The following is a 23,317-nucleotide window of genomic DNA, read 5'->3' as shown; positions in this document are numbered from 1 at the left end:
CCTGGCCCCGGGGTCTGCTCGGGTCAGCTACGCAGCGTCCACTGCTGGTTCGTGCCGCCGTTGCAGGACCAGAGGATGAGCTTGGTGCCGTTGGCGGTGGCGGCGCCATTGGCGTCGAGACAGAGCCCGGACTGGGCGTTCGTCACGGTGCCGTTGGCATTGATGTTCCACTGTTGGTTGAGCCCGCCGTGACAGTCCCAGATGATGACAGCGGTGCCGTTGGCAGTGCCGGCCCCGGACGCGTCCAGGCACTTGTTGCCGTAGACGGTCAACTGCTTGCTGGCGGTCTGGGTCCACCGCTGGTTGGTGCCGCTGGAGCAGTCCCAGAGCTGGGCCTGGGTGCCGTTCGTGGTCGAGGAGTTGGGCACCTCGGCACAGCGACCGGACTGGCCACCCACGAGTTGTCCGTTACCCGTACCGCTGCCACCGCCCTGCTGCTGCCTGACGATCGAGGTCGACTCGGCCGACCGGTTGCCCTGTGCGTCGACGACGTAGAGCCGGTACTCGCCCTGGGTGGCCGGCACGGCGATGGAGGTGGCGGTGCCGGTCGCCCTGGTCATCGTCGCCCCGGCGGTGAAGGTGGTGGTGCCGTACGGCGCCAACCAGACCGACTTGGTGGCGTCGCCGATGCTCCGGATCGGGATCGACGCCGTGGCACTGGTGACGAAGGTGCTGGCCGGCAGCGCATAGTTCGGCGCGGAGAAACTGCTCGCCGGAATGATGTCGCGGTACGCGTCCTCAAGGCCGGAATTCGCGGCGATGCTGTACGCCGTCGCCGGCCAGACATAGTCGGAGGAGACAAGGATGTCGGCGACAGTGCTGTTCGGCAGGTTCTTGTTGGAGACCTTGTTGATCGGGCCGTAGATCTGCGTGATGCTCAGATCGTGCTTCCGCCCGAAGTCGTCGGAGTTGATCATCCAGGTGACGTTCTTGTCGATACTCAGAACGTTGTCGCGGAAGGTGATGAACGCCGAGCCCTCGTCCGGGTGCAGTCCGTACTTGTGGCCCGACGGGACGCCCTGGAGATAGTTGTTGGTGATCGTGGTGCCGGGCTGGCTGCCGAGCGTGTAGATCGGAGCCGTGTCGCTGAGGCGCTGCACCGTGTCGATGATGTGGTTGTAGCTGATGGTGTTGTTTCTCGCCGTCGTGGTCGGCCGGTTGGGCACGATCGAGCCCGACGATCCGTCGAAGTTCCACCAGCCCCAGCCGAGCGTGATGCCCGACCACGGGGTCTTCTCGATCCGGTTGCGCTGGATGGTGAGAGTGTCGGCGAAGTACGCGGAGATGGGGCTGTGCCCGTTGAACAGGACCGCGCTGTCGTAGAGGTAGTTGTTCTTGATGTCGATGTTCTTCGGTAGCCCCTCGACCGACGCGGCGTACTTCTCGCGGTTGGTCGACGTGCCGTCCCCGATGTAGACGTGCTGGGGATGACCGACGGTGATGGCGGACCCGGCGATGTCGTTCGTGTGGTTTCCGATCAACTGGGTGCTCTGCACGTCATTGATCATGTTGATTCCGTCGGCGCCGGTGTGCTGGATCCGGTTACGTTGCAAAAGGACCCCGTCGGCGTTCTGGATCTGGATGATGCCGGGCGTCACGTCCACATTCCGGTAGTAGTAGACGTGGAAGTTGCCCTTCGCGTACACCTGGGCGCCGAGGTTGCCCTGCTGTGCCTGCTTGAAGGACGAGCCGGCGACGTTGAACAGGTTCCAGTCGGAGTGCTGGACCGTCAGTCCGGAGAACGTGATGTTGCGCGCGTGGCTGCTGGTCGAGGTGCCGGCCACCCGGAGCAACGTGGTGACGTTGTTCGGCGCGTAGACCGTCGCGGTCGACATGTTCTCGGCGCTGGCCTTGTAGTAGTAGACAGTCTTGGTGCCCTTGTCGAAATAGAACTCACCGGGCGCGTCCAGGAACTCGTACGCGTTCATGAGTTTGTGGGTGCCGCCGACCTGGGCGTTGCCGTTGAACGCGCCCTGCGCGATGGCCGCGCCCGGTTGCTGGAAGAGGGCGACCCGGTTCGCGCCGTCGGAACTCGTGGTCACCTGGCGGACTCCCACGATGGCAGTGGTCCAAGTCGTACCCGTCTCGATCTCGATGTCGTCCTGGTTGCGCGGAACGGCGGGGAAGTCGCTCAGGCTGTATTTCGCACCGTCGCACTGCGACCCCGACTCCCAGGCCCACGAGGCCTGGTTGGCAGTGATGTTGTACGTGCCGTAGCAGCCGGCCGAGCTGATCGTCTTCGACGCCATGTACGCGCGCTTGTCGTTGACGTACAGCGCCCGCAACTTGTTGGCGCGGTCCAGCGGCGCCTTCCAGATGTTGCCGCTGTGCTGGCTCCATCCGGTCACCTGGACGCCACCGTCAAGGACCGGCTTCTCATTGGGGTAGGCCGCGTAACTGACCCGGAATCCGTTGGTGCCGGAGTCGCTCGTCCCGAATTCGATAGTGCTGCTCACCGGGTAGGTTCCACCGCGGAGAAAGACGTTGACGTCGCCGGTCATGTTCGTGGTTACCGTACGAACGATGTCCCGGGCACGTTGCAGAGTCCGGAATGGCGACTGCAGGGTGCCCGGATTGGCGTCGTTACCGTCCGGGGCGACATAGTAGGTCGCCTGGACCGCGGCCGAGGCCGGTAGTTGGTTTGTCAGCACTGCCGGCAGTGTGGCGGCGACAAGCGCCGCCACCGCCAGCACTGACATTCGAGCGGTGGATATGGCTGACTTCACGTCTGTTCCTCTCACTGGTCGTCGATGTGGTGCCCAAAGTGCGTATCGAGCGACGAGTACGGAACAGCGACGCCACTAAGGGCCGGCGGGGACTTTCCGTCGCCCCGACCGCACTCTTTGTTAACCGCCCCGAAATTCTTACTGGGAGCGTAGGTCACACGTCTGACCAATGCAACCGGCAATTGGAGGGCGTCTATGCAGAAATGCCATCGGATCGGGCAGATCAGCCATGCCGCCCGCACCCCCCTGCTTGCGTCGTCCGACGAATCCGCAGCGACGACACGGGGCTCGTCGTCGCTGCCCGCGACCACTCGCACGCACCTCGACGCGCCAGGGCACGCCGGCGGTCCGGCCTTCCTTTGGAGCTGAATCGTCTACGACATCACCGACAGCCGGCCCTCGAACCGTCCCGCGACAACGCCCCCACGCGGGCCCCCGCGACGCCACCGCCAGGCGATTCGCCCGTGCGACACCGCGCTACCACCGTCAGGCGGTTCGCCCGTGCGATGCCGCGCCACCACCGTCAGGCGGTTCGCCCACGCGACACCGCGCCACCACCGCCAGGCAGTTCGCCCACGCGGTTCGTCGCGGCGCCACCGCCACAGACCCCCTGCCTGATTCGTTTGCGGCATCAGCTCCATAGGCACCGAAGCAGCCATCGAACCCCGCCCACAACTGGCGGTCGCGAGAGGCTCAGCGGCCACCCCCGGGCCGGACCGACGACCATCCCACCCAGGAGCCGACGCCGCGAAGCCCGAAAGACTCCGAAAGTTTCGGCGGCTCAGCGAGCCGAGGTCGTGTCCCGGGCATGCCCATGTCAGGCGCACCGCACACCCGCCAGCCGGCCACGGAGCCCACCCATGTGCATGGATCACACATTGACTTGCGTTGATGTTCTGCTTACAGTCACCACCGATATACCGAAAGTTTACCGAAAAGTTGCCCGGAGGTCCGGCCACCTTCCGCAGGTCGCCACGCAGCGACGGCGGCCTGGCGTCGGTCCGCTCCGGCGGTGAACCAGGAGGAACTCCAGCGATGTCGCAGCTCGTCCTGTTCGCGATCGACATCTGCGCGGTGGCGCTGCTCGTCTTCGGGCTCTACTTCCCCCGGCACCGCCGGCGCGACCTGGTCGTCGCCTACCTGGGGGTCAACGTGGGCGTCCTCGCGGTGGCGAGCGCGCTGAGCGCCAGCGACGTGGGCGCCGGGCTCGGGCTGGGGCTGGCGCTGTTCGGAGTGCTCTCCATCATCCGACTCCGCTCGACGGAGCTCGACCAGCACGAGGTCGCGTACTACTTCTCCGCTCTCGCGCTGGGGATTCTCGGCGCACTCAGCACCACGTCGGTCTGGCTCAGCGCAGGCCTGATGGCACTCATCGTCGCTGTGATGTTCGTCGGCGACCACCGACGGCTGCTCCGGCACTACCGGCACCAGATCATGGTGCTCGACTCCGCCGTCACCGATCACGTCGCTCTCGTCGCCCAGCTGGAGCAACTGCTCAACGCCCGGGTACACAACGCCATCGTCCAGCGGCTCGACATGGTCAACGAGACCACAGTCGTCGACGTCCGATACTCGGTCGCCCGGCGCAGCACCGCGGCCGGCACCAGCAGGTCGGCACGGGCCGGGGCGCTCCGATGAGCGCGCCACAGCTGGCGACGCTGACGCCGATCGCACTCGCCGAGGTGATCGACCGGGCGGCGCTGCAGTGCAGGGTGGACCGCAAGTACGTCATCGCGGTGGACGAGTTGCCGCACCTGCTGGACCACCTCGCCCCGTACGCCCGGGTGCTGGACATCGATGGTGAGCGCAGCTTCCGGTATGAGTCCGTGTACTTCGACACGCCCTGCCTGGCCAGCTACCACTGCGCCGCGTACCGGCGGCGCAGGCGCTTCAAGGTACGGACCCGGACCTACCTCGACTCCGCCCAGTGCTGGCTGGAAGTGAAGATCAGCGGAGCACGCGGACAGGTCACCAAACACCGACTGCCGTATCTCGCCGAGGACCGCCGCACCGTCCGGTCCGGGCGCGGGTTCGTCAACGAGGTGCTGGACCGGGAGTCGATCCTGTCCAATCTCACCGGCAGTCCGCTCGAGCCGGTGCTGGTCACCAGCTACCGTCGCTCCACTCTGCTGCTGCCCGCAACCGCGAGCCGGGTCACCATCGACACCGGGCTCACCTGGCAGGACGGTGACCGCACACTGCGACTGCCCGGCATCGCCGTGGTCGAGACCAAGACCAGCTCGGCCCCCTCGCTGGTCGACCGCGCGCTGTGGCAACGCGGGACCCGGCCCGTACGCATCTCGAAGTACGCCACCGGCCTCGCGGCTCTCCGCCTGGACCTTCCAGACGTGCCGTGGCGACGGACGCTACGCCGCCACTTCCGCGCCGACCCGTCCTCGGCACTCCTGGAGTTGACAGTTCCCACCCGATCAGAACAGGAGGCATCGTGCGCATGACCACCCGCACCACAGGTCTTCCGGTGGCGGCCCTTCGTGCCGCCGGGATCGCCGCCACCGCCGTGTTCGTCGCAGGCCTGCTCGTGGTGTCTTCGCCGCCGGCCGGCGCCGAACCCGTCGCCGCCGCCCAGGCCGCCCAACCGGTCACCGAACTCCTCGCCGGCACCCCGGCCACCGATGCCGCCGCGGCGGACGACCTGGTCGGGGACATCATCTTCTCGGTTCCCAGCGGCACCTTCCAGAGCGAAGTGGCGGTGACGCTGAGCAGTACGGTCAGCGGCGCCCAGATCCGCTACACCACAAACGGGCAACCGCCCACCGCCCAGTCGTCGCTCTATTCGGGCTCGGCGCTGCGCTTCACCCGCACCACCCAGTTGCGCGCACAGGCGTTCGTCGGCCAGACACCGACGGGTGCGCCCGGCACCGCCATGTACGCCGCCCAGAACGTCACCACCGCCCACGACCTGCCGGTGGTGCTGATCGACTCCTACGGCGCCGGCCGGCCCGATCGTGAGTACTTCGACGCCACCACAATGATCTTCGAACCGACGGGCGGCGGCACCACATCGTTGGCGGCCGCCCCGACGCTCAGCACCCGAGCGGGATTCCGGCTGCGCGGCAACTCGTCGGCGACATTCGAGAAGACGCCGTTCCGGATCGAGTTCTGGGACAACGAGGACGACGACGCCGACCACCCGGTGCTGGGCATGCCCGCCGACTCCGACTGGGTGTTGCGCGGCCCGTTCCCCGACAAGGCGCTGATCCGCGAGGCGCTCGTCTACGACCTCGGACGCGAGATGGGGCTGCCGGCTCCGCGCTACCGGTTCGCCGAGTTCTACCTCAACACGGACGCCGGCCCGGTGGGCGCCAGCGACTACATGGGCGTCTACATGTTCATGGAGACGATCAAGAACTCCAAGGATCGTCTCGACCTCAAGCAGTTGGACTCCGACGATGTGACACTGCCGAAGATCCAGGGCGGGTACATCTGGAAGTTCGAGTGGATGGCGGCCGAGGAGCCCACGTTGCCGTGCACCGGGCCGGCGGCCACCTGTTGGAACTACCTTGAGGTCGCCGACCCGTCGCCCCTGCAACCGCAGCAACGGGACTGGTTGCGCGGTCACCTCCAGGAGTTCAACGACGTGCTGCACTCGTCGAACTTCGCCGACCCGACCACCGGATACCGCAAGTACATCGACGTCGACTCGTTCATCGACCTCATGATCGTCAACGAGCTGAGCCGGGAGATGGACGCCTACGTCCGCAGCTCGCACTTCTACAAGGACCGGGACAGCAAGATCTTCGCGGGTCCGCTGTGGGACTTCGACCTCAGCTTCGGCGTCGGTGGGTTCTTCGGCAACGACCAGGTGTCGGGCTGGCAGCACCAGCAGACCCGGCAACCGTTGCCCAGCGACTGGTTCGCCCAGTTGCTGCGCGACCCCGCGTTCGTCAACCAGGCCCGAGCGCGCTGGCAGACGCTGCGACGGGGCCTGCTCTCCGACGCCGCGCTCCAGACCCGGATCAACGCTCTCGCGACCCCGCTGACCAACGGGGCTCAACGCAACTTCCAACGCTGGCCCAACCTGACGTCGCCGACCGTCAGCTTCTTCCGCACCCCGACCTCGCCCACCTGGCAGGGGCAGGTCCAGGTCATGCGGGACTGGATGCTGTGGCGCGCCGCCTGGTTGGATTCCACCGCCGGCTGGGGCGGGTCCGTCACCACGCCGCCTCCCACCACGCCGCCGCCCACCACCCCGCCGCCGCCGACGGCCGGCTGCACCGCGACGTACGCGGTGACCAGCCAGTGGACCGGCGGCTTCCAGGGCGAGGTACGGGTCACCGCGGGAACCTCGGCGATCAGCAACTGGACCGTGACGTGGACCTTCGCCGGTGGCCAGAGCATCGCCCAGGCCTGGAACGCGACAGTCACCAGCCAGGGCTCGGCGGTCACCGCCCGCAACGTCGCCTACAACGGGGCACTCGGTGCCGGTGCCAGCACCGCGTTCGGGTTCCTCGGCTCGTCCACAGGCACGCCCAGCACACCGACGTTGACCTGCACGGCGAGTTGACCAGCCACAGGCCCGGGGCCGGGTCGACGATCGACCCGGCCCCGGCCTCGGTCACCTGATGGAAAACTCGGCCAGCCGCAGCGGGGAGTCGAACACCAGGTAGACGTCGTGGGTGCCGACGGCCCGGGTCAACTCGGTGCTGGTGCTGACGTAGCGGTAGTCGTCGCCGGTGCTGGGCACCGTGGCCGTGCCGAGCAGCCGGCCGGTGGGCGACCCCCTCCGGATCTGGATCGTGCCGGCACCCGCACCGGCCTTGGCGACCTTCGCGCTGAAGGTGCCCGCGCCGGCACGCAGCGCGGAACCGTCGAAGGAGATCCACTGACCGGCGGCGGTGGCACCGACCGCCGTACCGCTGGGTTTCGTCTCGTCGACGAGCCGGACCCCCGCGTACCTGTCGAAGTTCTCTGCCCTGGTGGGCCGGGACAGGTCGCGGGCCGGGATGGTCTCACCGCGGACCCGGACGGCGGCGCGGGCCCGGATGTCCTCGACGGACGCCCCGACCATCAGGTCGTGGACCGACGACTCGACCACCCACCTGCTGCGGGTGACGTCCCAGTGCGCCAGGTCGGCGGCGGGCAGGCGCAGGGTCACCGTACGGGTCTGCCCGGGCGCGAGTTTCACCTGTTGGAACGCCTTGAGCTGGCGGATCGGGGTGGTGTCCCGCGAGGTGCGCTGGTGGGTGTAGAGCTGAACGACCTCGGTCCCGGCCCGGCTGCCGACGTTCGTCACGTCGACACTGGCCGTGATGGTGCCGTCGGCGGCTACCGACTGCGCACCGGTACGCAGTTGGCCGTACCGGAAGCGGGTGTACGACAGCCCGTGGCCGAACGGGTAGAGCGGCTTCGCGCGGCTGTACAGGTAGGTCTGCCCGGACGAGATGATGTCGTACTCCAGCAGGTCCGGCGGTAGTTGCGAGTCCGAGCGGTACCAGGTCTGGGTGAGCCGGCCGGACGGGTTGCGGTCGCCGAAGAGGACGTCGGCGACGGCGTGACCGGTCTCCGCCCCCGCGTGGGTGGTCCAGACGATGGCCGGTACGTGCTCCTGCTCCCATCGGATGGTGACCGGGTAGCTGGTCTGGAGCACGAGCACGGTCCGCGGGTTGGCAGCGGCCACGGCCTTGACCAGCGCCTCCTGGCCGGCGCTCAGCGCCGTCGAGGTCCGGTCGTGCGCCTCGCGGCCGTTGATGAACGGGTTGCTGCCGACCACCAGCACGGCGGTGTCGGCAGCCTTGGCCGCCGCAACCGCCCTGTCGATTCCGCTGCTGATCAACTCACGACTGAAGTGGGTCGCGGCAGCCGGGGTCGATGCGCCGAGCTTGAGGGCACCGTCGTCACCGATCGTCACGTACGTGTCGGCACCGAACCAGCTCTCCTTGGTCTCGTAGCCGACGTAGCGCAGAACCACAGTTCCGTCGGCCTGCGGCTCCAGCTTGAACTGCTGCTGGACGTACCAGCCGTTCGGTTGTTCGTCACGGGTGACGAACGGCCCCCAGTTGTAGCCGAGGTAGCGGCCGTTGGCGGCGTTGCGCAGCGTCACCACGTCCTGTCCCCAGTCGACAACGTCGAACTGGGCGACCAGCGCCGGGGTCGCGCCGGTCCCGAGGACCGGGTTGGCGTCGGTGGTGCCGGTGGCCGAGACGTACCGGCCGGTCGCCGTGTCCTTCAGGGCGATCCGGTCCGCCCCGTCGAGCCCGTTCACACTGGCCGAGCTGCCCAGCCGTTCGCGGATGCCGTCCAGCGCCGTCACCTGGTAGGGCAGGTCTGCGCCGTACCAGTCGGAGTAGAGGGTGTCGGCCAGCGGGCCGAGCACCGCCACCTTGCGGGTCCGGGCCGGGTTCAGCGGTAGCGCCTGCCGCTCGTTCTTCAGCAGCACCATCGCCTCACCGGCGGCCTGCCGGGCCAGTCGCTGGTGTTGGGGGCTGTTGATGACGTCAGGGGTGATGCCGCCGTACCGGCCGCCGCCCGGGTCGAACTCACCCAGCCGGAACCGGATGCTCAGGATGTCCCGGATCCGGGCGTCGATGTCCGCCTCGGTGAGCAGGCCGGTGGCGAGGGCCTGCTTGATGGCGGTGACGGTGGGCTGGGCGTTCGTGTCGTCGGTGATGAAGCTGCTGAGTCCGGCCTTGATGATCGCCGCGTTCGCCTCGGCCTGGGTCGGGTAGTACTGCTGCGAGTTCACCAGGTTGTTCGGCGCCCAGGCGTCGGTGACGTTCATCAGGGTCTGGTCGGTCCAGCCGCGGACAACAGTGTCCAGGTCCGGGTCGACCGTGGCCGGACGACCGTTCACCAGGTTGTACGCGGCCATCATCCCGGTCGCCGCGTCGGCGGCGATGGCCGGTTTGAAGGCGGCGCGGTCGTACTCGTTGAGCACCCGAGGCGGCACGTTCGAGGAGGTCACGTCCCGACGGACCTCGTTGTTGTAGGCCAGGTAGTGCTTGAGCGTCGGTGCGCTCTTCAGGTGGTTCGGGTCACCGCCGGTCATTCCCGACCCGTACGCGGTGGAGATGGCCCCGGTGAGCAGCGGATCCTCGGAGTATCCCTCCTCGTTGCGGCCCCACCGGGGGTCGCGCAGCAGGTTGACCACCGGCGCCCAGAGGTTGAGCCCCCAGACCCGGGGGTTCTGCGCGTGGTAGCCGCGCGCCTCGTCGCCGACGGCCGAACCGACCTGCCGGATCAGCTCGGTGTTCCAGGTGCTGGCCATGCCCACCGGCTGGGGGAACGTTGTGCCGCGGGCCTTGACCACAGCGCCGTTGTTGTCGATGTCGGTGGACCAGGCCACCCCGTGCAGCGCCTCGGTGCCGGTCTTGAACAGGCCGATGCCCAGCCGGGGAACGGCCGGCTGGTACTGGTGCAACCAGGAGATCTTCTCGTCCAGGGTGAGGCGGCCGAGCAGGTCGTCGACCCGGGCCTGCACGGGTAGGTCGGGATCTCGGAACGGGTAGGTGGGCTCGGCGAGCGCCGTGCCGGGGAGGGCCGGTAGGGCGAGCAGGGCAAGCGCGAGCGCGGTGATTCCGCGCCGAAGGCGCCAGTTCCGCATGCGGTTCTCCTCATGTCGTACGACAGACGCCCAGCGGGCGCCGAGCGACAGACGCCCAGCGGGCGCCCAGACCGACGTGACCAGGCTCGACACCCGGCTGACGGGCCTGTACGACGAATCGTCGAAGCGCTTCGACGACCCCGCCGCGTCACCACGGCCATGATTGTTGTGATCCGCGCAACTATAGATGCGCACCTATGGCTCGGCAATACCGGCCGGCACCCGCCGCACCCCACCGTCGACGGCCGGGGCGACCGTCTCCGGAATACCGTCGCCCGGCAGCGCGGCGAGACGCTTGACGAGCCAGGCGGACGCACCAGAGCCAGCGGCGCTCCGGCGCCCACCCTCCTGATGGTGCGCGACGACGATGCCGCCGGTCCGGAATCGCCATGTTCGGCGGACCAGGACGCGGTCGCCGTGCGCGAGGCTGGGCACCATACTGTGCCCCACAACCGTAGGCTGCTGCTGATCATCGTCGATTCGCCGCCGCCGACCGGGCCTCACCGTCCGGTCGGCGGCAGCATGCTGGAAGGCCACACGATGGGGGGGCATGGTGCGTCGATGCTGGGGATAGCCGCGTCGCAATGGCGCGTACGGCTGCGCCGGTCGCTGGCCCTGCTCTCGATGATCGCCGTCGCGGTAGCCGGGTTCACCCTGCTCACCGGGGCGGCGGTGACGTCCCGGCTGGATGCGGTGGGCGCGGTCAGCGCCAACTACCGCCCGGTCTACGACCTTCTGGTCCGCCCGAAGGACGCGGTGCTACCGCTGGAGCAGGAACGCAATCTGGTCCAGTCGGGCCAGTTGGCGGGTATGCGTGGCGGCATCACCCACGATCAGTGGCGCGAGATCCAGGCGGTGCGTGGGGTGTCGGTGGCGGCACCGGTCGCGATGGTCGGGTACGTGATGCGCACGGTGCCCGTGACCGTCGACCTGTCGGACCACCTTGACCCGACCGCCGAGCGTCAGGTGTTGCGGGTCCAGCCGACCTGGGTGACGGACGCCGGGCTGAGCCAGATCCCGGACGGGCCGGCGTTTCTCTACGCGACGCGCAACCGGCTCGACGTGCTGCCCAACAGCGAGCTGAAGAGCGGCGGGGGCCTGCCACCACCGGAGGAGGTCGACGCCGACGGCCAGCGGGTCAAGATCTGCCCAGCGTCGGCGGCCATCGCCACTGACGACTGGCTCGCACCAACGGACCTCCGCGCCCGATCGTCGTTGACGTGCGTCGGTGGCATGGGTTCGACGGATCGCGAGGGAAAGGCGACGCGGCCGACCGTCACGTTGGCGTGGACGGTGCCGCTCCTGATGGCCGCGGTCGACCCTGAGTCGGAGGCCGCGCTGGCCGGACTGGACCACGCCGTCACCTCGGGCCGATACTTCACCTCAGCCGAAGCGCCGACGTCGCGGCGACTGGACGGAATGCCGTACCCCTACTCGGTGCTCCCGATCCTCATCGCGGACCGACCTCAGGTCGACAGGACGCTCGACGTCACCGTGCAGCGCCTGAACCCGGACGCGACCGAACTGGTCCGGACGTCCGCCGACGACCAGCGGCTACGCGCGGCTCTCGGCGACGAGTCCGGCACCCCGATCGCCCAGAAGTCGACGTCGGTGGCGGAGCCGTACCAGGACATGGTCAACCGGATGCTCCACCCGGGAGACCTGGGCGTCGAATACGACTTGGCGACGGCGAACACCATGTGGCTCCACCAGTTCTGGACCGTCGGGCCGGCGAAGACGACGCGCGACGGGGACGGTCTGCGTGCCCAACCGGATCCGTACGACCTGAAGGTCTGGGGCCAGGGGGCCGACGACGGCGGGTCGTCCCGGCACGTACCGATGGAGTTCGCGGACACCAGCGTCCGCAGTGGCGTGGCCGTCCACCGGAACCTGGCCCACGGGTACGAGCCGCAGCCCGGGGACGTGAGCATGCCTGACGCGGCGCTGGGCGCGGTGGGCACCTTCGACCCCGCCAAGGTTTCGCTGGGCAGCGCGCTGTCGGCGGTGCCCATGGACACGTACTTCAACCCGGGCGCCGAGGGCGCCGACGAAGCGTCACGGCAGGCGCTGGGCGGCCGACGCCTGGCCCCGAATTCGAACGTCACCGGCCTGCTCAGCCAACCACCGCTGATGCTGACCACGATGGCGGCCCTGCCGGCCATCTTCGACTCCGGCGCGTACAGCACGGAGCCCAGCTACCCGGAATACCAACTCAACACCACCGCACCGATCAGCGTGGTACGCGTCCGGCTGGCCGGAGACGTCGGCATCGACCCGGTCTCCAGGGAGCGGGTCCGTGTGATCGCCGAGGAGATTGCGCAACGCACCGACCTGCAGGTCGACATCACCCTGGGGTCCTCCCCCACCGCGATGACTGTGCACTACCCGGCGGGCAACTACGGCCGGCCCGACCTCGCCGTGGCCGAGCCCTGGGTGCAGAAGGGCGTCGCGTCCGTGCTTGTCCGCGCGGCCGACCGCAAGAGCGTGCTGCTGTCCGTGCTGGTGCTCGCGGTGTGCGCGCTGGCGGTGCTCAATGCCAACACCGCCGCCATCCGCGCCAGACGCACCGAGTTCGGCATCCTCACCTGCCTCGGATGGGGCCGACGACATCTTCTCCAGCTGATGTTCATCGAGATCGTCGGTATCGGTCTCGCCGCGGGCCTCGCGGGCAGCGGGCTGGCGCTCGGGATCGCGCTCGGTCTCGGGCTGAACATCGCGTGGAGCCACACGCTGCTCGCCGTACCCTCAGCAGTGGCCCTTGCCCTGCTCGCCGGCGGCTGGCCGGCCTGGCGGGCGGCCCGCCCAGACCCCGGCGAGATCATCCGACCCGCCGTCTCGGGTCTCGCCCTCCGCCGGCAGGCGCCGCGCGGGCTGGCTACCCTCGCCCTGGCCAACCTTGCCCGCACTCCCGGTCGGACCAGCCTCGGCGCGTTGAGTCTGATGATCGGGGTGGCCGCCCTGACCATGTTGTTGGCGATCACGTTCGCGTTCCGTGGGGCGATCACCGGCACCCTGCTCGGTGATGCCGTCACCCTCCAGGCCCGCACCGTCGATCACATCGCCGTCGCGGTCACGATCGTGCTCGGCATCGTGTCGGTCGCCGACGTGCTCTATCTCAACATCTCCGAGCGCGCCGCCGAGTTCGCCCTGTTCGGTGCCGTCGGCTGGACCGACGCGATGCTGAACCGGCTGGTCGTGATCGAGGCCGTCGGCATGGGCGCCATCGGTGGCACGCTCGGTGCCGCTGCCGGCCTTGGCGCGGCAGCGGTCTTCGCCGGGGGCGTCACCGCTCCGATCCTCTGGTGTTCTGGAGCCGCCCTGGTGTTCGGCGTCGCCGTCTCCGCCCTGTCGGTGGTGGTGCCGATCGCCGTGCTCCGCCGACTGCCCACCGCCCACCTGCTCGCCGAGGGGTGAGCGGCAAAGGAGTAGGTCCGATGAAACGGACGTCAGCTGCGGCGTCGAGCACGCTCACCGTGCCGCTTGTGTGTCTCACGCGGGTACGGAAGTCGTTCCCGCTGCCCGACGGAGCACCGCTGGTCGCGGTCAACGACGTCAGCCTCGCGATCGCCGCCGGCACCGCGATCGCGTTGACCGGGCCGAGCGGCTCGGGCAAGTCGACGCTCCTGCACCTGATCGGCGCCATCGAACAGAGCGACGGTGGCACGATCGACGTCGGCGGCCAGGAGGTGACCGGCTTGTCCGGCCGGGCATTGGCGGCCTACCGGCGACGGGTCGGCTTCGTGTTCCAACGGTTCCACCTGCTGCCCACGCTCACCGCCCTGGACAACGTCATGGCGCCGCTGATTCCGTTCCGCACCGATTTCGACAAGGTCGCTCGTGCGCGTGAGCTGCTGGCGATGGTGGGGCTCGCCGACCGGGCCGCCGCCCTGCCGTCGCGGCTCTCCGGCGGGCAGCAGCAACGGGTCGCCATCGCCCGTGCGTTGATCAATCAACCTGCCCTGTTGCTGGCAGATGAACCCACAGGCAATCTCGACAGTCAGAACGGCACCGCGATCGTCGACCTGTTGCTGCGGCTGCGCGACGAGCAGGGTACGACCCTCATCATGGCCACCCACGACACCGGCATCGCCGCACGTTGCGACCGGGCCGTCCAGATGCGGGACGGGTGCCTCACCAGCCTGGACCGGTGAGGCGCGGGCCACCCCTCGGTCACCAGCGGTGGAGCACATTCACCGCCAGCGCGGCCACCACGGTCACGAAGAACACGACCCAACCCACCAGCTGTCGGGAATGGTGACAGTGACGTAAGCAGCGAACACTCTTCCTCCGTTGTGGTCGTTCGCCGCCTGGACGATCCAGCACGGTGGATGTGAAGGGTGCCGGGTGGTGCCGCGATCAGCTCGCTGGCCGCAGCGACCCGAACCGCACGCCGGTGGCCTGTTCGGACATCTCCCACAGACGGCGGCCGTGCTCCGGGTCGATCGCCGCCGCGGACAGCTTTCCCGGCGCGGGGTGGCCGCGCAGCTCGGCTGGCCCACCGGGAGCGATGAGCCGTCCCGGTTGCGCCCCGGGGTCGGTGGCGGCGAACAACTGCGGCCAGACACCGCGCTCGACCGGCTGGGCGAGAAGCGGGTTGCCGATCCGGCCCAGCAACAGCCGCCAGATCGGCGTGCTCGCGCTGCTCTGCAGGTTCGTCGCGGTGTACCCGGGATGGGCGAGGAAGCTGCGCAGTGGGCTGACCGCGGCGTCGAGCCGCCGATGCAGCTCGTAGCCGAAGATCGCGTTGGCCAGCTTGGACGTGTTGTAGAAACCCATCGGGGAGTAGCCCCGCTCGCCGGTCGGGTCGTCGAAGCGCACCTTCGCCTGGCGGTGGTTGACCGAGGTGACAGTGACCACCCGCGGATCCCGGCCGGCCAGCAGGAGGTCGAGCAGGAGGCCGGTGAGCGCGAAGTGCCCGAGGTGGTTCGTGGCGAACTGCATCTCGTGACCCTGCGGGCTGAGGGTGCGCGGCAGGGCCATCACCCCGGCGTTGTTGATCAGCACGTCCACCCGACGGTGGTCGGCGTGCATCCCGTCGGCGAAGGTCCGCACCGAGTCGAGGTCGGCGAGGTCGATCCGTCGGACGTCCAGGTCGACGCCGGGCCTCTCCGCGGTGATCTCGGCCGCCACCCGCCGACCTCTCTCCTCGTCGCGGACCGCCATGACGACGCGTGCGCCACGGACGGCGAGCGCCCGGGTGGTGACCAGGCCGAGGCCAGCTGCGGCACCGGTGACGACGAAGGTACGGCCACTCAGGTCGGGGATCTGTTCAGTGGACCAGCCATTGACAGTCATGCGACCTACTGTGCTATCGGTGACACTCAGTGTCAAGCAGTGCGCTTGATGCCAACAAGGGCATGATGTGGCACCGAATGACGTAGCATCGACGGATGAGATCTCGTGCCGACAGCAGCCTGGCCGAACGTAAACGCCAGCTCGTTGCCGACGAGCTGCGCGACGCCGCCCTGATGCTGCTCGCCACAAAGGGTTTCGACGCGGTGACCGTCGACGACATCGTGGCGGCGGCCGGCATGTCGCGACGTACCTTCTTCCGCTACTTCGCGTCCAAAGAGGACGTTGTCGTCCGGTTCCTGGCCGACACCAGCGCGGACATCATCACCGAACTCGCCGCCCGGCCGCCCGCCGAGCCACCGTCGGTCGCGCTGCGCCACGCTCTCTGGGTGCCGCTCGCCGCCTGCAACGACCACCCGGAGCACTCCGAGCGAGCCCGGGTCGTCGTCCGTCTGATCCTTGACACAGCCGCCCTGCACGCCCGCTGGCTGGAACGCCAGATCGAGTGGCGAGCCGAGCTGGCCGCCGAGTTGGCCAACCGCCGTCGCGTCGACCCGCACACCGACCCCTACCCACGGATGGCCGCCGGGATGGCACTGCTGGCACTCGACACGGTGCTTCAGCGGTGGCAGCCGGGCGACGACGAGCAGCACCTGGCCGAGCTGATGGACCAGGCGTTCGCCGTCGTGGCACCGGCCCTCGACGCGCCCGCCGCGTCACAGGCCGCCGGCTGATCGGCACCCTGCGCGAGTCAGCGCGGTTTCAGCGCCCTTTCCGGCCAGCTCAATACGTTCGCGGCATGACACTCAAACGTTCCACGCGCACCAGGCGCGGGACTGCCGTGCTGGCGATGATCGCGGTCACCGCGACAAGCGTGCTCTTCGGTGAGCCCGCGTCGGCCGATCCCGTCCCCGTCCCTGTCTCTCAGGCGGCGCTCACCGACCGGGCCTTCGGCCAGGTCGCCGAGATCCATCTCCAGGGCGCCGCTCGGATCACTACCGTCGTCCTGTCGGCCGAGTTCGTCCAGTGGCACCGGCTGCACCCGAACGCCACCGCCGAACAGGCACAGGCCCAGCTCACCGCACGCCAGCAACTGCTCGACGACTCGTTGACCACGTTCGACCCCCTGCTGCCCGAACAGGACCTGCTGCTCAAGTCCGTCGACATCCTGCTCGGCGCGCCCGGCGGCGACACCCGGACCTCGCCGGAGATCACCGGCCTGGTCGAGGCCGTGATCGGCAGGACGGTCGAGCCGTGGGACACCCGCGAGGAACTCGCCTCCGGCGCGCTGCGGACCGCCCAGTGGCTGCGCGGCCGTGATGACGCCCTCGCCGCTGTGTGGTCCGCGGTCCGACAGGCAGGGGCCGCGAGCACGCCGGTCGCCACCGCCTGGAACGCCGTCCTCGGTGAGCCGGTCGGGGTGGACATCACCAGCACCTACGACGAGTTCCAGCAGGACCCCGGGCTTTCGCATGTCGACCTCGACGCGATCCTGGCGCTGCGGGACGACCCGGCGGCGTACGTCGCGGCGGCCAAGCAGCAACTGGCCTCCCTGCACGCGCAGTTGCTCGGCCTGAGCCTGGAGATCCGTCTCGAAATCGGCGAGAACGACCAGAAGTGCCCGCCGGAAGGGCCGCCGAGCGCCGCGTGCACAGCGGCGGCGAAGAAGGCCGCGGAAGACCGGGACAAGGCCCGGCAGCAGACGATCTCCGACATCAAGGCCGGGGTGGGCATGGTCTCCACCATCATCGGGTTCGCCGACCCCGCCGCCGGCAAGAAGTCCAAGGTGATCGGGGAGGCGGTCCTCACCACGATCAGCGCGATCTCCAAGTACGCGGCGGCGATCAGCGGCCGTGGCCTCGCAGGCTCGGTCTTCAGCACCGCGACGTTGGCGATGACCGGCAACATCTTCGGTGCGGTGATGTCGGTCGTCGGGCTCTTCGGCAGCAGCGGACCCTCGCTTGACGCGCAGATCCTTGCCCAGGTCAAAGCGTTGCGCGACGAGGTGCGGGCCCTCGGCGACGAGATGCGGGCCAGCTTCGCGCGGGTCGAGGCCCAGATCAACACGGTGTACGCGAACATGATGGCCCAGTTCGACAAACTGAACGCGGCGATCGTCGGCAACACCGCGCAGATCACCCTCGTGCAGCAGCAGGTAGCCCAGCTCGGCCTGCGCCTGGAGGACATCGCCGCCACAGTGCTCGCCGCGATCGGCGGCGCCACCCTGCACGACGCCCGCGCCGACATCAACAGGTACATCGGGTACCGGGAGAACTTCGGTCAACCGATCCCGACGTACAACGAGTTCGTCGGCCCGGAGAACGAGTTCCACCTGACCTCGACGCAGCTGGCCAGCGGCGCCGCCTTCGTCGTGCCGAAAACCGACGCCGACAACCCGGCGGTAGACCCGACCACGGTGCTGAACAGCTTCGGCGAAGCCCGGTCGATCAACTACCTGGCCCGGGTCGCCAACGGGCGTGACCCGTCGATGGCCGAGCCGTCGACGCCGGTCGGCAACCCGGCGGTGTGGAACCTCGGCGCGCAGTCGTACGCCATGTTGATGCTGCAGAACCCGACCTACGCCGCCCAGGTCAGCGCCGGCCGCGCCGCGCAGATCGAGGCGGAGGGCACCCGCATCGCCGACCTCGCGGCCAGCTTCGGTCGACCGGCCGACGGCAACGCCAACGGCCTGATCACCGGGCTGGTCACCGAGTACGTCGCCGCCACCAATGAGCTGTCGACGGCGCTGGCCGCTTTCCGGACCAACGAGGTCCAGGTCCGCTACGAGCCGGACGCCAACGGCGTGCAGGTGAAGACGCCCAAGAACTACGACCTGTTCTGGGACACCGACAAGCCGCTCGCCCCGGCACCGGCGAAGGCCGACGAGGCGACGGTGCCCTCCTGCGAGAGCAGCAGGCAGATCGACCGGCCCAGCAACGTTCGCTACGACCTGATGTCGAACATGGTGCGGGCACTCCAGTACGCGTACACACCGCGCCACGACGAGCCGCCGGGCGGTGTACGGGAGTTGCCCGAGGTCGGCCACTGCTACACGCCGAGCTGGGTGCACACCCGGACGACGGGCAACGGGAGCGGAGTGATCCGCTCATACGGCAAGCTGCGGTTGCAGATCCACAGTCGGTTCCGGCTGAACTCGTCAGCGGCCTGGCAGAACTCGCGTACCGCCGACTACACCTGGCCGGACGAGCAGGTCTACCAGGTCTACTGCGAGTTCTTCAGCTGTAGCAGCCAGACGACGCCCGAGCAGGCCCTGACCCAGAAGTGGCCGTCCGGCCGGTACGCCTTCGCGAGCGGCGCGACGGCAGTGAACAACACGGCACTGGACACCACGCTGACGCCGACCCTGCGCGGTTTCCTCCAGGCCCGGCAGAAGTCCATGTACGACCGGGTACGGGACCAGAGCACCCAGGTCAGCGGGCCGGTGCCCACCGCCCTGAAGAAGGTCAACACGGCGGCGCGGCTGCTCCAGGCGTACACCCGGTTGGGTCTGCCCAACGCCCTCGACTCGGACGACGTGTTGTCCGCGAACCTGTTCGGGCAGTACCAGATCCCGGTGAACATGCCGACGGACGCCAAGATCGGTAATGCCTATGCCAAGGCGAGCGGGAACTACGCCCAATGCGGCCCCACGCCATGCTCGCCCGACCCCAGCCGCCCACTGCGCGACCAGGCCAGCCTCAAGGTGCCCTGCGAGCCCGCTGTCGACTCGTCCAACCTGCCCGGTGACCCACTGGGCGACTGCCTGATCACCAGCGCGCGATCCCGCGCCAACACGCTCATGCAGCGGTACGAGGTGTGGGCGGACCAGATGACCGCCGGCCTGCACCGCGAACGGGTGCCGTGGATGAACGACACCCTCCTGGGCCTGCGCATCACCACACGCCTGACCCACGCCAACTGACCGGAGCGTTGCCGGCGTCTGCGGACGCCGGCAATGCCTTGTCTCAGGTTCAGTGGCGATCCAGTGATGATCACCACGTTCGGTGAACTCTCCAGTAACGGAAGGGTAGCTTCGCTGGCGGCGCTCAAGGCGAGGCCGCATCGCTCCCCCCGGCGACCGTGACGTGTCCGGGCAATGCCGCCCTGACGCCGATCTACCGACTGTCGCTGATCGGCGGGTAGCTGCCGAGCGCGTCCACGGGACGCCCGAGTGGAAATGGCTGTATGTCTTCTGTGCTGTCCGCGGTCAACCGGCCGCGTCTGTCCCGTCCGTCCTGGTTGTCGCCGAAGGTGTTCCGCACCGAGGTCCTCGCCGGTCTGGTCGTCGCCCTGGCGTTGATCCCGGAGGCGATCTCGTTCTCGATCCTCGCCGGTGTCGACCCCCGCGTGGGGCTGTTCGCCTCGTTCACGATGGCAGTCACCATCGCGATCTGCGGAGGGCGTCCGGCGATGATCTCCGCCGCGACCGGAGCCATCGCCCTCGTCGTCGGGCCGCTGGCGAAGGAACACGGTCTGGACTACCTGATCGCGGCGGTGATTCTCGGCGGCGCGATCCAGATCCTGCTCGCCGTGCTCGGCGTGGCGAAGCTGATGCGGTTCATCCCGCGCAGCGTCATGGTGGGTTTCGTCAACGCCCTGGCCATCCTCATCTTCGCCGCCCAGGTCCCGCACCTGCTCGGAGTGCCGTGGCTGGTCTACCCGCTCGTCGCCGTCGCCCTGGCGATCATGGTGGGGCTCCCCCGGCTCACCCGCGCCATCCCGGCGCCGCTGGTCGCCATAGTGGTCCTGACCCTGGTCACCGTCTTCGCCAGCGTCGCGGTGCCGACCGTCGGCGACGAGGGCGCCCTGCCGGACAATCTGCCCACCCTCAGCCTGCCGCAGATTCCCTGGACCATGGACACCCTCACCCTCGTCGCTCCCTACGCCCTGGGGATCGCCCTGGTCGGGCTGATGGAGTCGCTGATGACCGCCAAGCTCGTCGACGACATCACCGACACCCCCTCCAGCAAGACGCGCGAGTCCTGGGGCCAGGGCGTGGCCAACATCGTCACCGGTTTCTTCGGCGGCATGGGTGGCTGCGCCATGATCGGACAGACGATGATCAACGTGAAGGCGTCCGGCGCTCGTACCCGGCTGTCGACGTTCCTGGCCGGTGTGTTCCTGCTGGTCCTGGTCGTCGCGCTCGGCGACGTGGTGGCGGTGATTCCGATGGCCGCCCTGGTCGCCGTGATGATCATCGTGTCGGTGTCGACGTTCGACTGGCACTCCGTCGCCCCGGCCACGCTGAAGCGGATGCCGTACGGCGAGACCATCGTCATGGTCGCCACAGTCGCCACCACCCTGGCCACCCACAACCTCGCCATCGGCGTCGTGGTCGGCGTCCTCACCGCCATGGTGATCTTCGCCCGGCGGGTGGCCCACCTTGTCGAGGTCACCAGCGTTCTGGACCCGGACGGCACGACACGGATCTACTCGGTGCGCGGCGAGTTGTTCTTCGCCTCCAGCAACGACCTGGTGGGCCAGTTCGACTACGCGAACGACCCCGAGTCGGTGGTCATCGACATGACCCACGCCCACGTCTGGGACGCCTCATCCGTCGCCGCCCTCGACGCCATCACGCACAAGTACGCCACCCGCGGCAAGACCGTCGAGATCATCGAACTGAACAAGCCCAGCGCCCGCATCCACGACACCCTCGCCGGTCAGCTCGGCGTCGGCCACTGATGGCCACCACCAGCCGGGAGACCGGGCCGGAGCAGCACGGCTCCGGCTCGGCCACCGGCCGCCTCATGCAGATCGGCGAGGCCGCCGAACGGGTCGGGCTGAGCATCCGCACCATCCGCCACTACGAGGAAGCCGGCCTGATCGTCCCCTCCGCCCGCAGCGAGGGTGGCTTCCGCCTCTACACCGAGCCCGACCTCGACCGCCTCGCCGTCGTCAAACGCATGAAACCCCTCGGCTTCACCCTCGACGAGATGCGGGACCTCCTCACCGTCCTCGACGCCCTCGACACCGCCACCGGCGCCGACCGCGCCGCCCTGCTCGACCGGCTCGCCATGTTCCACACCGCCGCCACCACCCGCGTCACCGCCCTCCACGACCAACTCGCCATGGCCGAAGGCTTCGCCGACACGCTCCGCGCCGAACTCGACCACCACAAAGGCCCGACTGTCTGAACGCCCCCGGCATCGGTGGCCCCGATCTGTGCCGACCGGTCGGCACGCTTGCCGGAGCGTCCGGCTTGCATCCGGTACTCAGGTACAGGCTTACCGTCGTTGGTATGACCACTGACTCCCAGGCGTGGGTGCCCGAGTCGTGCACCTTGCCGAGCGGGCAACGACCGCTGCGGCTGGCCGAATTCGACAACCTGTTCGCCACCGCCCTGCTGGGGCAGCAGCGGCTGTCCCCCACCGAACTGCTGTGGCGTCTCGACCCGAGCGCCGAGGCGACCGCACGGGACCTCATCGGCCGGGAAAGCTCCTGCTGCTCGTTCTTCTCGTTCACTCTCGGCGTCGACGCCGGCACGCTGTGCCTCGACGTGCAGGTGCCGGCCGCGCACGTCGACGTCCTCGACGCGCTCGCGCTGCGAGCCGCCGGGCCGACGGCGTGAGCGGATTGCGCAGCGGCCAGGTCGCCGCCGCAGCCGGGGTGAACCCGCAGACGCTGCGCTACTACGAACGCCGCGGCCTCCTCGCCGAACCAGACCGAAGCCTGGGTGGACACCGCCTCTACCCAGCCGAAACGGTCACCGTGCTCAGAGTGATCAAAGCGGCGCAGCGGCTCGGGTTCACCCTCGACGAGGTCGCCGAGCTTCTCGACGCGGGCCGACACCGTCACGGACGCCACCCCGACGCCGGCCTGCGGGCCCGCGCCCAGGCGAAGCTCACCGAGGTCGAGGTGAAGATCGCTGACCTGCAGGTCATCGCCGGCACACTGCGCGCCGCGGTGAAGGCCGGCTGCGACGACCTCATCGAGTGCGCCGACCAGCCGTGCTGCCCAATCCCCTTCGCCACCATCGCTCCACCAGGCGCCTGTTCGACCGGGTCACCGGCATGATCGGGGTCCGCGGGCGCATCGGTACGGTCCACCCATGACCGTCGTCCGCTCGATCCTGCTGTTCATCGTCGCCGCCCTGTTCGAGATCGGCGGGGCGTGGCTGATCTGGCAGGGCTGGCGCGAGCACCGCGGCCTGTGGTGGATCGCCGCCGGAGTCATCGCCCTCGGCGCGTACGGATTCGTCGCCACCTTCCAGCCCGACCCGAACTTCGGGCGCATCCTCGCCGCCTACGGCGGAGTGTTCGTCGCCGGATCCCTCGCCTGGGGCATCATCGTCGACAAGTTCCGGCCCGACCGGTGGGACATCATCGGCGCCGGCATCTGCCTGATCGGCGTCGCCCTGATCATGTACGCGCCGCGTTCGGCGGGCGGCTCCTGACAGTAGGTGAAGGCGTCGGCGAAAAGTCGTGCTCGACCAGGGCGCAGCCCCGGCCGTGCCGGCGTCGTAGCTCGCGGGCGATGCTGCTCTTGCCGGAGCCGGAGTTGCCCCGGATGCAGACGAGGATCGTGTCCGGGCTGCCAGTGGGTTCAGCGAGCACGACGCCTCCTCGGCTTCAGTCGTTTCGCACTGTGAGGCCGAGGGCGGCCACGGTCAGCTGGGTGAGGTCAGGAAGTTGGTCTTCGCCGAGGGTGACGCCGCGCAGGTTGTCCAGCGGCGTCTTGAGGCCCTTCAGCCGGTTGCCCCGCAGGTCGGTGCCGTCGAGGTGGCAGGAATCCAGTT

16 protein-coding genes and 2 pseudogenes are annotated in these 23,317 nt (G+C 68.8%); 12 read left to right on the top strand and 6 right to left on the bottom strand.

Annotated features, from left to right (window positions below):
- Positions 1-23: 23 nt before the first annotated feature.
- Entirely contained in the window at positions 24-2,726 is a 2,703-nt protein-coding gene (locus AB0B98_RS26340; RefSeq protein ID WP_357366101.1) for a ricin-type beta-trefoil lectin domain protein, read from the bottom strand.
- Positions 2,727-3,761: 1,035 nt separating this feature from the next.
- On the opposite strand from AB0B98_RS26340, the gene AB0B98_RS26335 reads away from it, so the two are divergent.
- The 3 genes from AB0B98_RS26335 to AB0B98_RS26325 are packed head-to-tail and all read left to right on the top strand — an operon-like array spanning position 3,762 to position 7,251.
- The gene (locus AB0B98_RS26335; RefSeq protein ID WP_357366099.1) at positions 3,762-4,364 is read left to right on the top strand and encodes a DUF4956 domain-containing protein; all 603 of its coding nucleotides are present in this window, start codon (positions 3,762-3,764) and stop codon (positions 4,362-4,364) included.
- Complete coding sequence (locus AB0B98_RS26330; RefSeq protein ID WP_357366097.1) at positions 4,361-5,182, top strand: polyphosphate polymerase domain-containing protein; 822 nt, start codon at positions 4,361-4,363, stop codon at positions 5,180-5,182. The genes AB0B98_RS26335 and AB0B98_RS26330 overlap by 4 nt, the downstream gene beginning before the upstream one ends.
- Complete coding sequence (locus AB0B98_RS26325) at positions 5,179-7,251, top strand: CotH kinase family protein (RefSeq protein WP_357366243.1); 2,073 nt, start codon at positions 5,179-5,181, stop codon at positions 7,249-7,251. The genes AB0B98_RS26330 and AB0B98_RS26325 overlap by 4 nt, the downstream gene beginning before the upstream one ends.
- 51 nt (positions 7,252-7,302) lie before the next feature.
- Here AB0B98_RS26325 and AB0B98_RS26320 read toward each other — a convergent pair whose 3' ends face one another.
- Together AB0B98_RS26320 and AB0B98_RS26315 are read right to left on the bottom strand one after the other, a co-directional pair.
- The gene (locus AB0B98_RS26320; protein ID WP_357366095.1) at positions 7,303-10,287 is read right to left on the bottom strand and encodes a glycoside hydrolase family 3 C-terminal domain-containing protein; all 2,985 of its coding nucleotides are present in this window, start codon (positions 10,285-10,287) and stop codon (positions 7,303-7,305) included.
- Positions 10,288-10,482: 195 nt separating this feature from the next.
- Complete coding sequence (locus AB0B98_RS26315; RefSeq protein WP_357366093.1) at positions 10,483-10,737, bottom strand: S24/S26 family peptidase; 255 nt, start codon at positions 10,735-10,737, stop codon at positions 10,483-10,485.
- Between the two features lie 111 nt (positions 10,738-10,848).
- Here AB0B98_RS26315 and AB0B98_RS26310 point away from each other — a divergent pair, with 111 nt between their 5' ends.
- Positions 10,849-13,701, top strand: coding sequence for an ABC transporter permease (locus tag AB0B98_RS26310; RefSeq protein ID WP_357366091.1), 2,853 nt, complete (start codon positions 10,849-10,851; stop codon positions 13,699-13,701).
- Between the two features lie 20 nt (positions 13,702-13,721).
- Entirely contained in the window at positions 13,722-14,438 is a 717-nt protein-coding gene (locus AB0B98_RS26305) for an ABC transporter ATP-binding protein (RefSeq protein ID WP_357366089.1), read from the top strand.
- A gap of 205 nt (positions 14,439-14,643) precedes the next feature.
- Here AB0B98_RS26305 and AB0B98_RS26300 read toward each other — a convergent pair whose 3' ends face one another.
- Positions 14,644-15,582, bottom strand: coding sequence for an oxidoreductase (locus tag AB0B98_RS26300; RefSeq protein WP_357366087.1), 939 nt, complete (start codon positions 15,580-15,582; stop codon positions 14,644-14,646).
- 95 nt (positions 15,583-15,677) lie between these two features.
- On the opposite strand from AB0B98_RS26300, the gene AB0B98_RS26295 reads away from it, so the two are divergent.
- The 7 genes from AB0B98_RS26295 (at position 15,678) to AB0B98_RS26265 (ending at position 22,975) form a co-directional block, all read left to right on the top strand.
- Complete coding sequence (locus AB0B98_RS26295; protein WP_357366085.1) at positions 15,678-16,313, top strand: TetR family transcriptional regulator; 636 nt, start codon at positions 15,678-15,680, stop codon at positions 16,311-16,313.
- Between the two features lie 65 nt (positions 16,314-16,378).
- Positions 16,379-19,501, top strand: a complete 3,123-nt coding sequence (locus AB0B98_RS26290) for a hypothetical protein (RefSeq protein WP_357366083.1) — start codon at positions 16,379-16,381, stop codon at positions 19,499-19,501.
- A gap of 263 nt (positions 19,502-19,764) precedes the next feature.
- Positions 19,765-21,264: a SulP family inorganic anion transporter gene (locus AB0B98_RS26285; RefSeq protein WP_357366081.1), complete on the top strand. Its 1,500-nt coding sequence runs from the start codon at positions 19,765-19,767 to the stop codon at positions 21,262-21,264.
- A 65-nt stretch (positions 21,265-21,329) separates the two neighbouring features.
- The gene (locus AB0B98_RS26280; RefSeq protein WP_238671078.1) at positions 21,330-21,716 is read left to right on the top strand and encodes a MerR family transcriptional regulator; all 387 of its coding nucleotides are present in this window, start codon (positions 21,330-21,332) and stop codon (positions 21,714-21,716) included.
- A 104-nt stretch (positions 21,717-21,820) separates the two neighbouring features.
- Positions 21,821-22,150 carry a hypothetical protein gene (locus AB0B98_RS26275; RefSeq protein WP_357366079.1) on the top strand — a complete coding sequence of 110 codons (330 nt, stop codon included), beginning with the start codon at positions 21,821-21,823 and terminating at the stop codon, positions 22,148-22,150.
- Positions 22,147-22,596 (top strand): MerR family transcriptional regulator, encoded by a 450-nt coding sequence (locus AB0B98_RS26270; RefSeq protein WP_357366077.1) that lies wholly within the window; start codon positions 22,147-22,149, stop codon positions 22,594-22,596. Before AB0B98_RS26275 ends, AB0B98_RS26270 begins: the two co-directional genes overlap by 4 nt.
- A gap of 34 nt (positions 22,597-22,630) precedes the next feature.
- Positions 22,631-22,975, top strand: a complete 345-nt coding sequence (locus tag AB0B98_RS26265) for a YnfA family protein (RefSeq protein ID WP_357366075.1) — start codon at positions 22,631-22,633, stop codon at positions 22,973-22,975.
- Between the two features lie 22 nt (positions 22,976-22,997).
- Here AB0B98_RS26265 and AB0B98_RS26260 read toward each other — a convergent pair.
- Together AB0B98_RS26260 and AB0B98_RS26255 are read right to left on the bottom strand one after the other, a co-directional pair.
- A pseudogene (locus AB0B98_RS26260) lies at positions 22,998-23,135 on the bottom strand (kinase); the annotation flags it as partial.
- A gap of 15 nt (positions 23,136-23,150) precedes the next feature.
- Positions 23,151-23,317 (bottom strand): annotated as a pseudogene (locus tag AB0B98_RS26255) (pentapeptide repeat-containing protein); the annotation flags it as partial.

It is taken from the genome of Micromonospora sp. NPDC048947 (genome assembly GCF_040649495.1).
Classification (GTDB): Bacteria; Actinomycetota; Actinomycetes; order Mycobacteriales; family Micromonosporaceae; genus Micromonospora; species Micromonospora alfalfae.
Note: the sequence above shows the minus strand (reverse complement) of the source record. Positions and strands in the feature narration are given on the sequence as shown.

Excerpts from the sequence above, each read along its gene's own strand:
- AB0B98_RS26335 (WP_357366099.1), top strand. The coding sequence starts at position 3,762 with ATGTCGCAGCTCGTCCTGTTCGCGATCGACATCTGCGCGGTGGCGCTG.
- AB0B98_RS26330 (WP_357366097.1), top strand. The coding sequence starts at position 4,361 with ATGAGCGCGCCACAGCTGGCGACGCTGACGCCGATCGCACTCGCCGAG.
- AB0B98_RS26325 (WP_357366243.1), top strand. The coding sequence starts at position 5,179 with ATGACCACCCGCACCACAGGTCTTCCGGTGGCGGCCCTTCGTGCCGCC.
- AB0B98_RS26320 (WP_357366095.1), bottom strand. The coding sequence starts at position 10,287 with ATGCGGAACTGGCGCCTTCGGCGCGGAATCACCGCGCTCGCGCTTGCC.
- AB0B98_RS26310 (WP_357366091.1), top strand. The coding sequence starts at position 10,849 with ATGCTGGGGATAGCCGCGTCGCAATGGCGCGTACGGCTGCGCCGGTCG.
- AB0B98_RS26305 (WP_357366089.1), top strand. The coding sequence starts at position 13,722 with ATGAAACGGACGTCAGCTGCGGCGTCGAGCACGCTCACCGTGCCGCTT.
- AB0B98_RS26300 (WP_357366087.1), bottom strand. The coding sequence starts at position 15,582 with ATGACTGTCAATGGCTGGTCCACTGAACAGATCCCCGACCTGAGTGGC.
- AB0B98_RS26295 (WP_357366085.1), top strand. The coding sequence starts at position 15,678 with ATGAGATCTCGTGCCGACAGCAGCCTGGCCGAACGTAAACGCCAGCTC.
- AB0B98_RS26290 (WP_357366083.1), top strand. The coding sequence starts at position 16,379 with ATGACACTCAAACGTTCCACGCGCACCAGGCGCGGGACTGCCGTGCTG.
- AB0B98_RS26285 (WP_357366081.1), top strand. The coding sequence starts at position 19,765 with ATGTCTTCTGTGCTGTCCGCGGTCAACCGGCCGCGTCTGTCCCGTCCG.
- AB0B98_RS26280 (WP_238671078.1), top strand. The coding sequence starts at position 21,330 with ATGCAGATCGGCGAGGCCGCCGAACGGGTCGGGCTGAGCATCCGCACC.
- AB0B98_RS26275 (WP_357366079.1), top strand. The coding sequence starts at position 21,821 with ATGACCACTGACTCCCAGGCGTGGGTGCCCGAGTCGTGCACCTTGCCG.
- AB0B98_RS26265 (WP_357366075.1), top strand. The coding sequence starts at position 22,631 with ATGACCGTCGTCCGCTCGATCCTGCTGTTCATCGTCGCCGCCCTGTTC.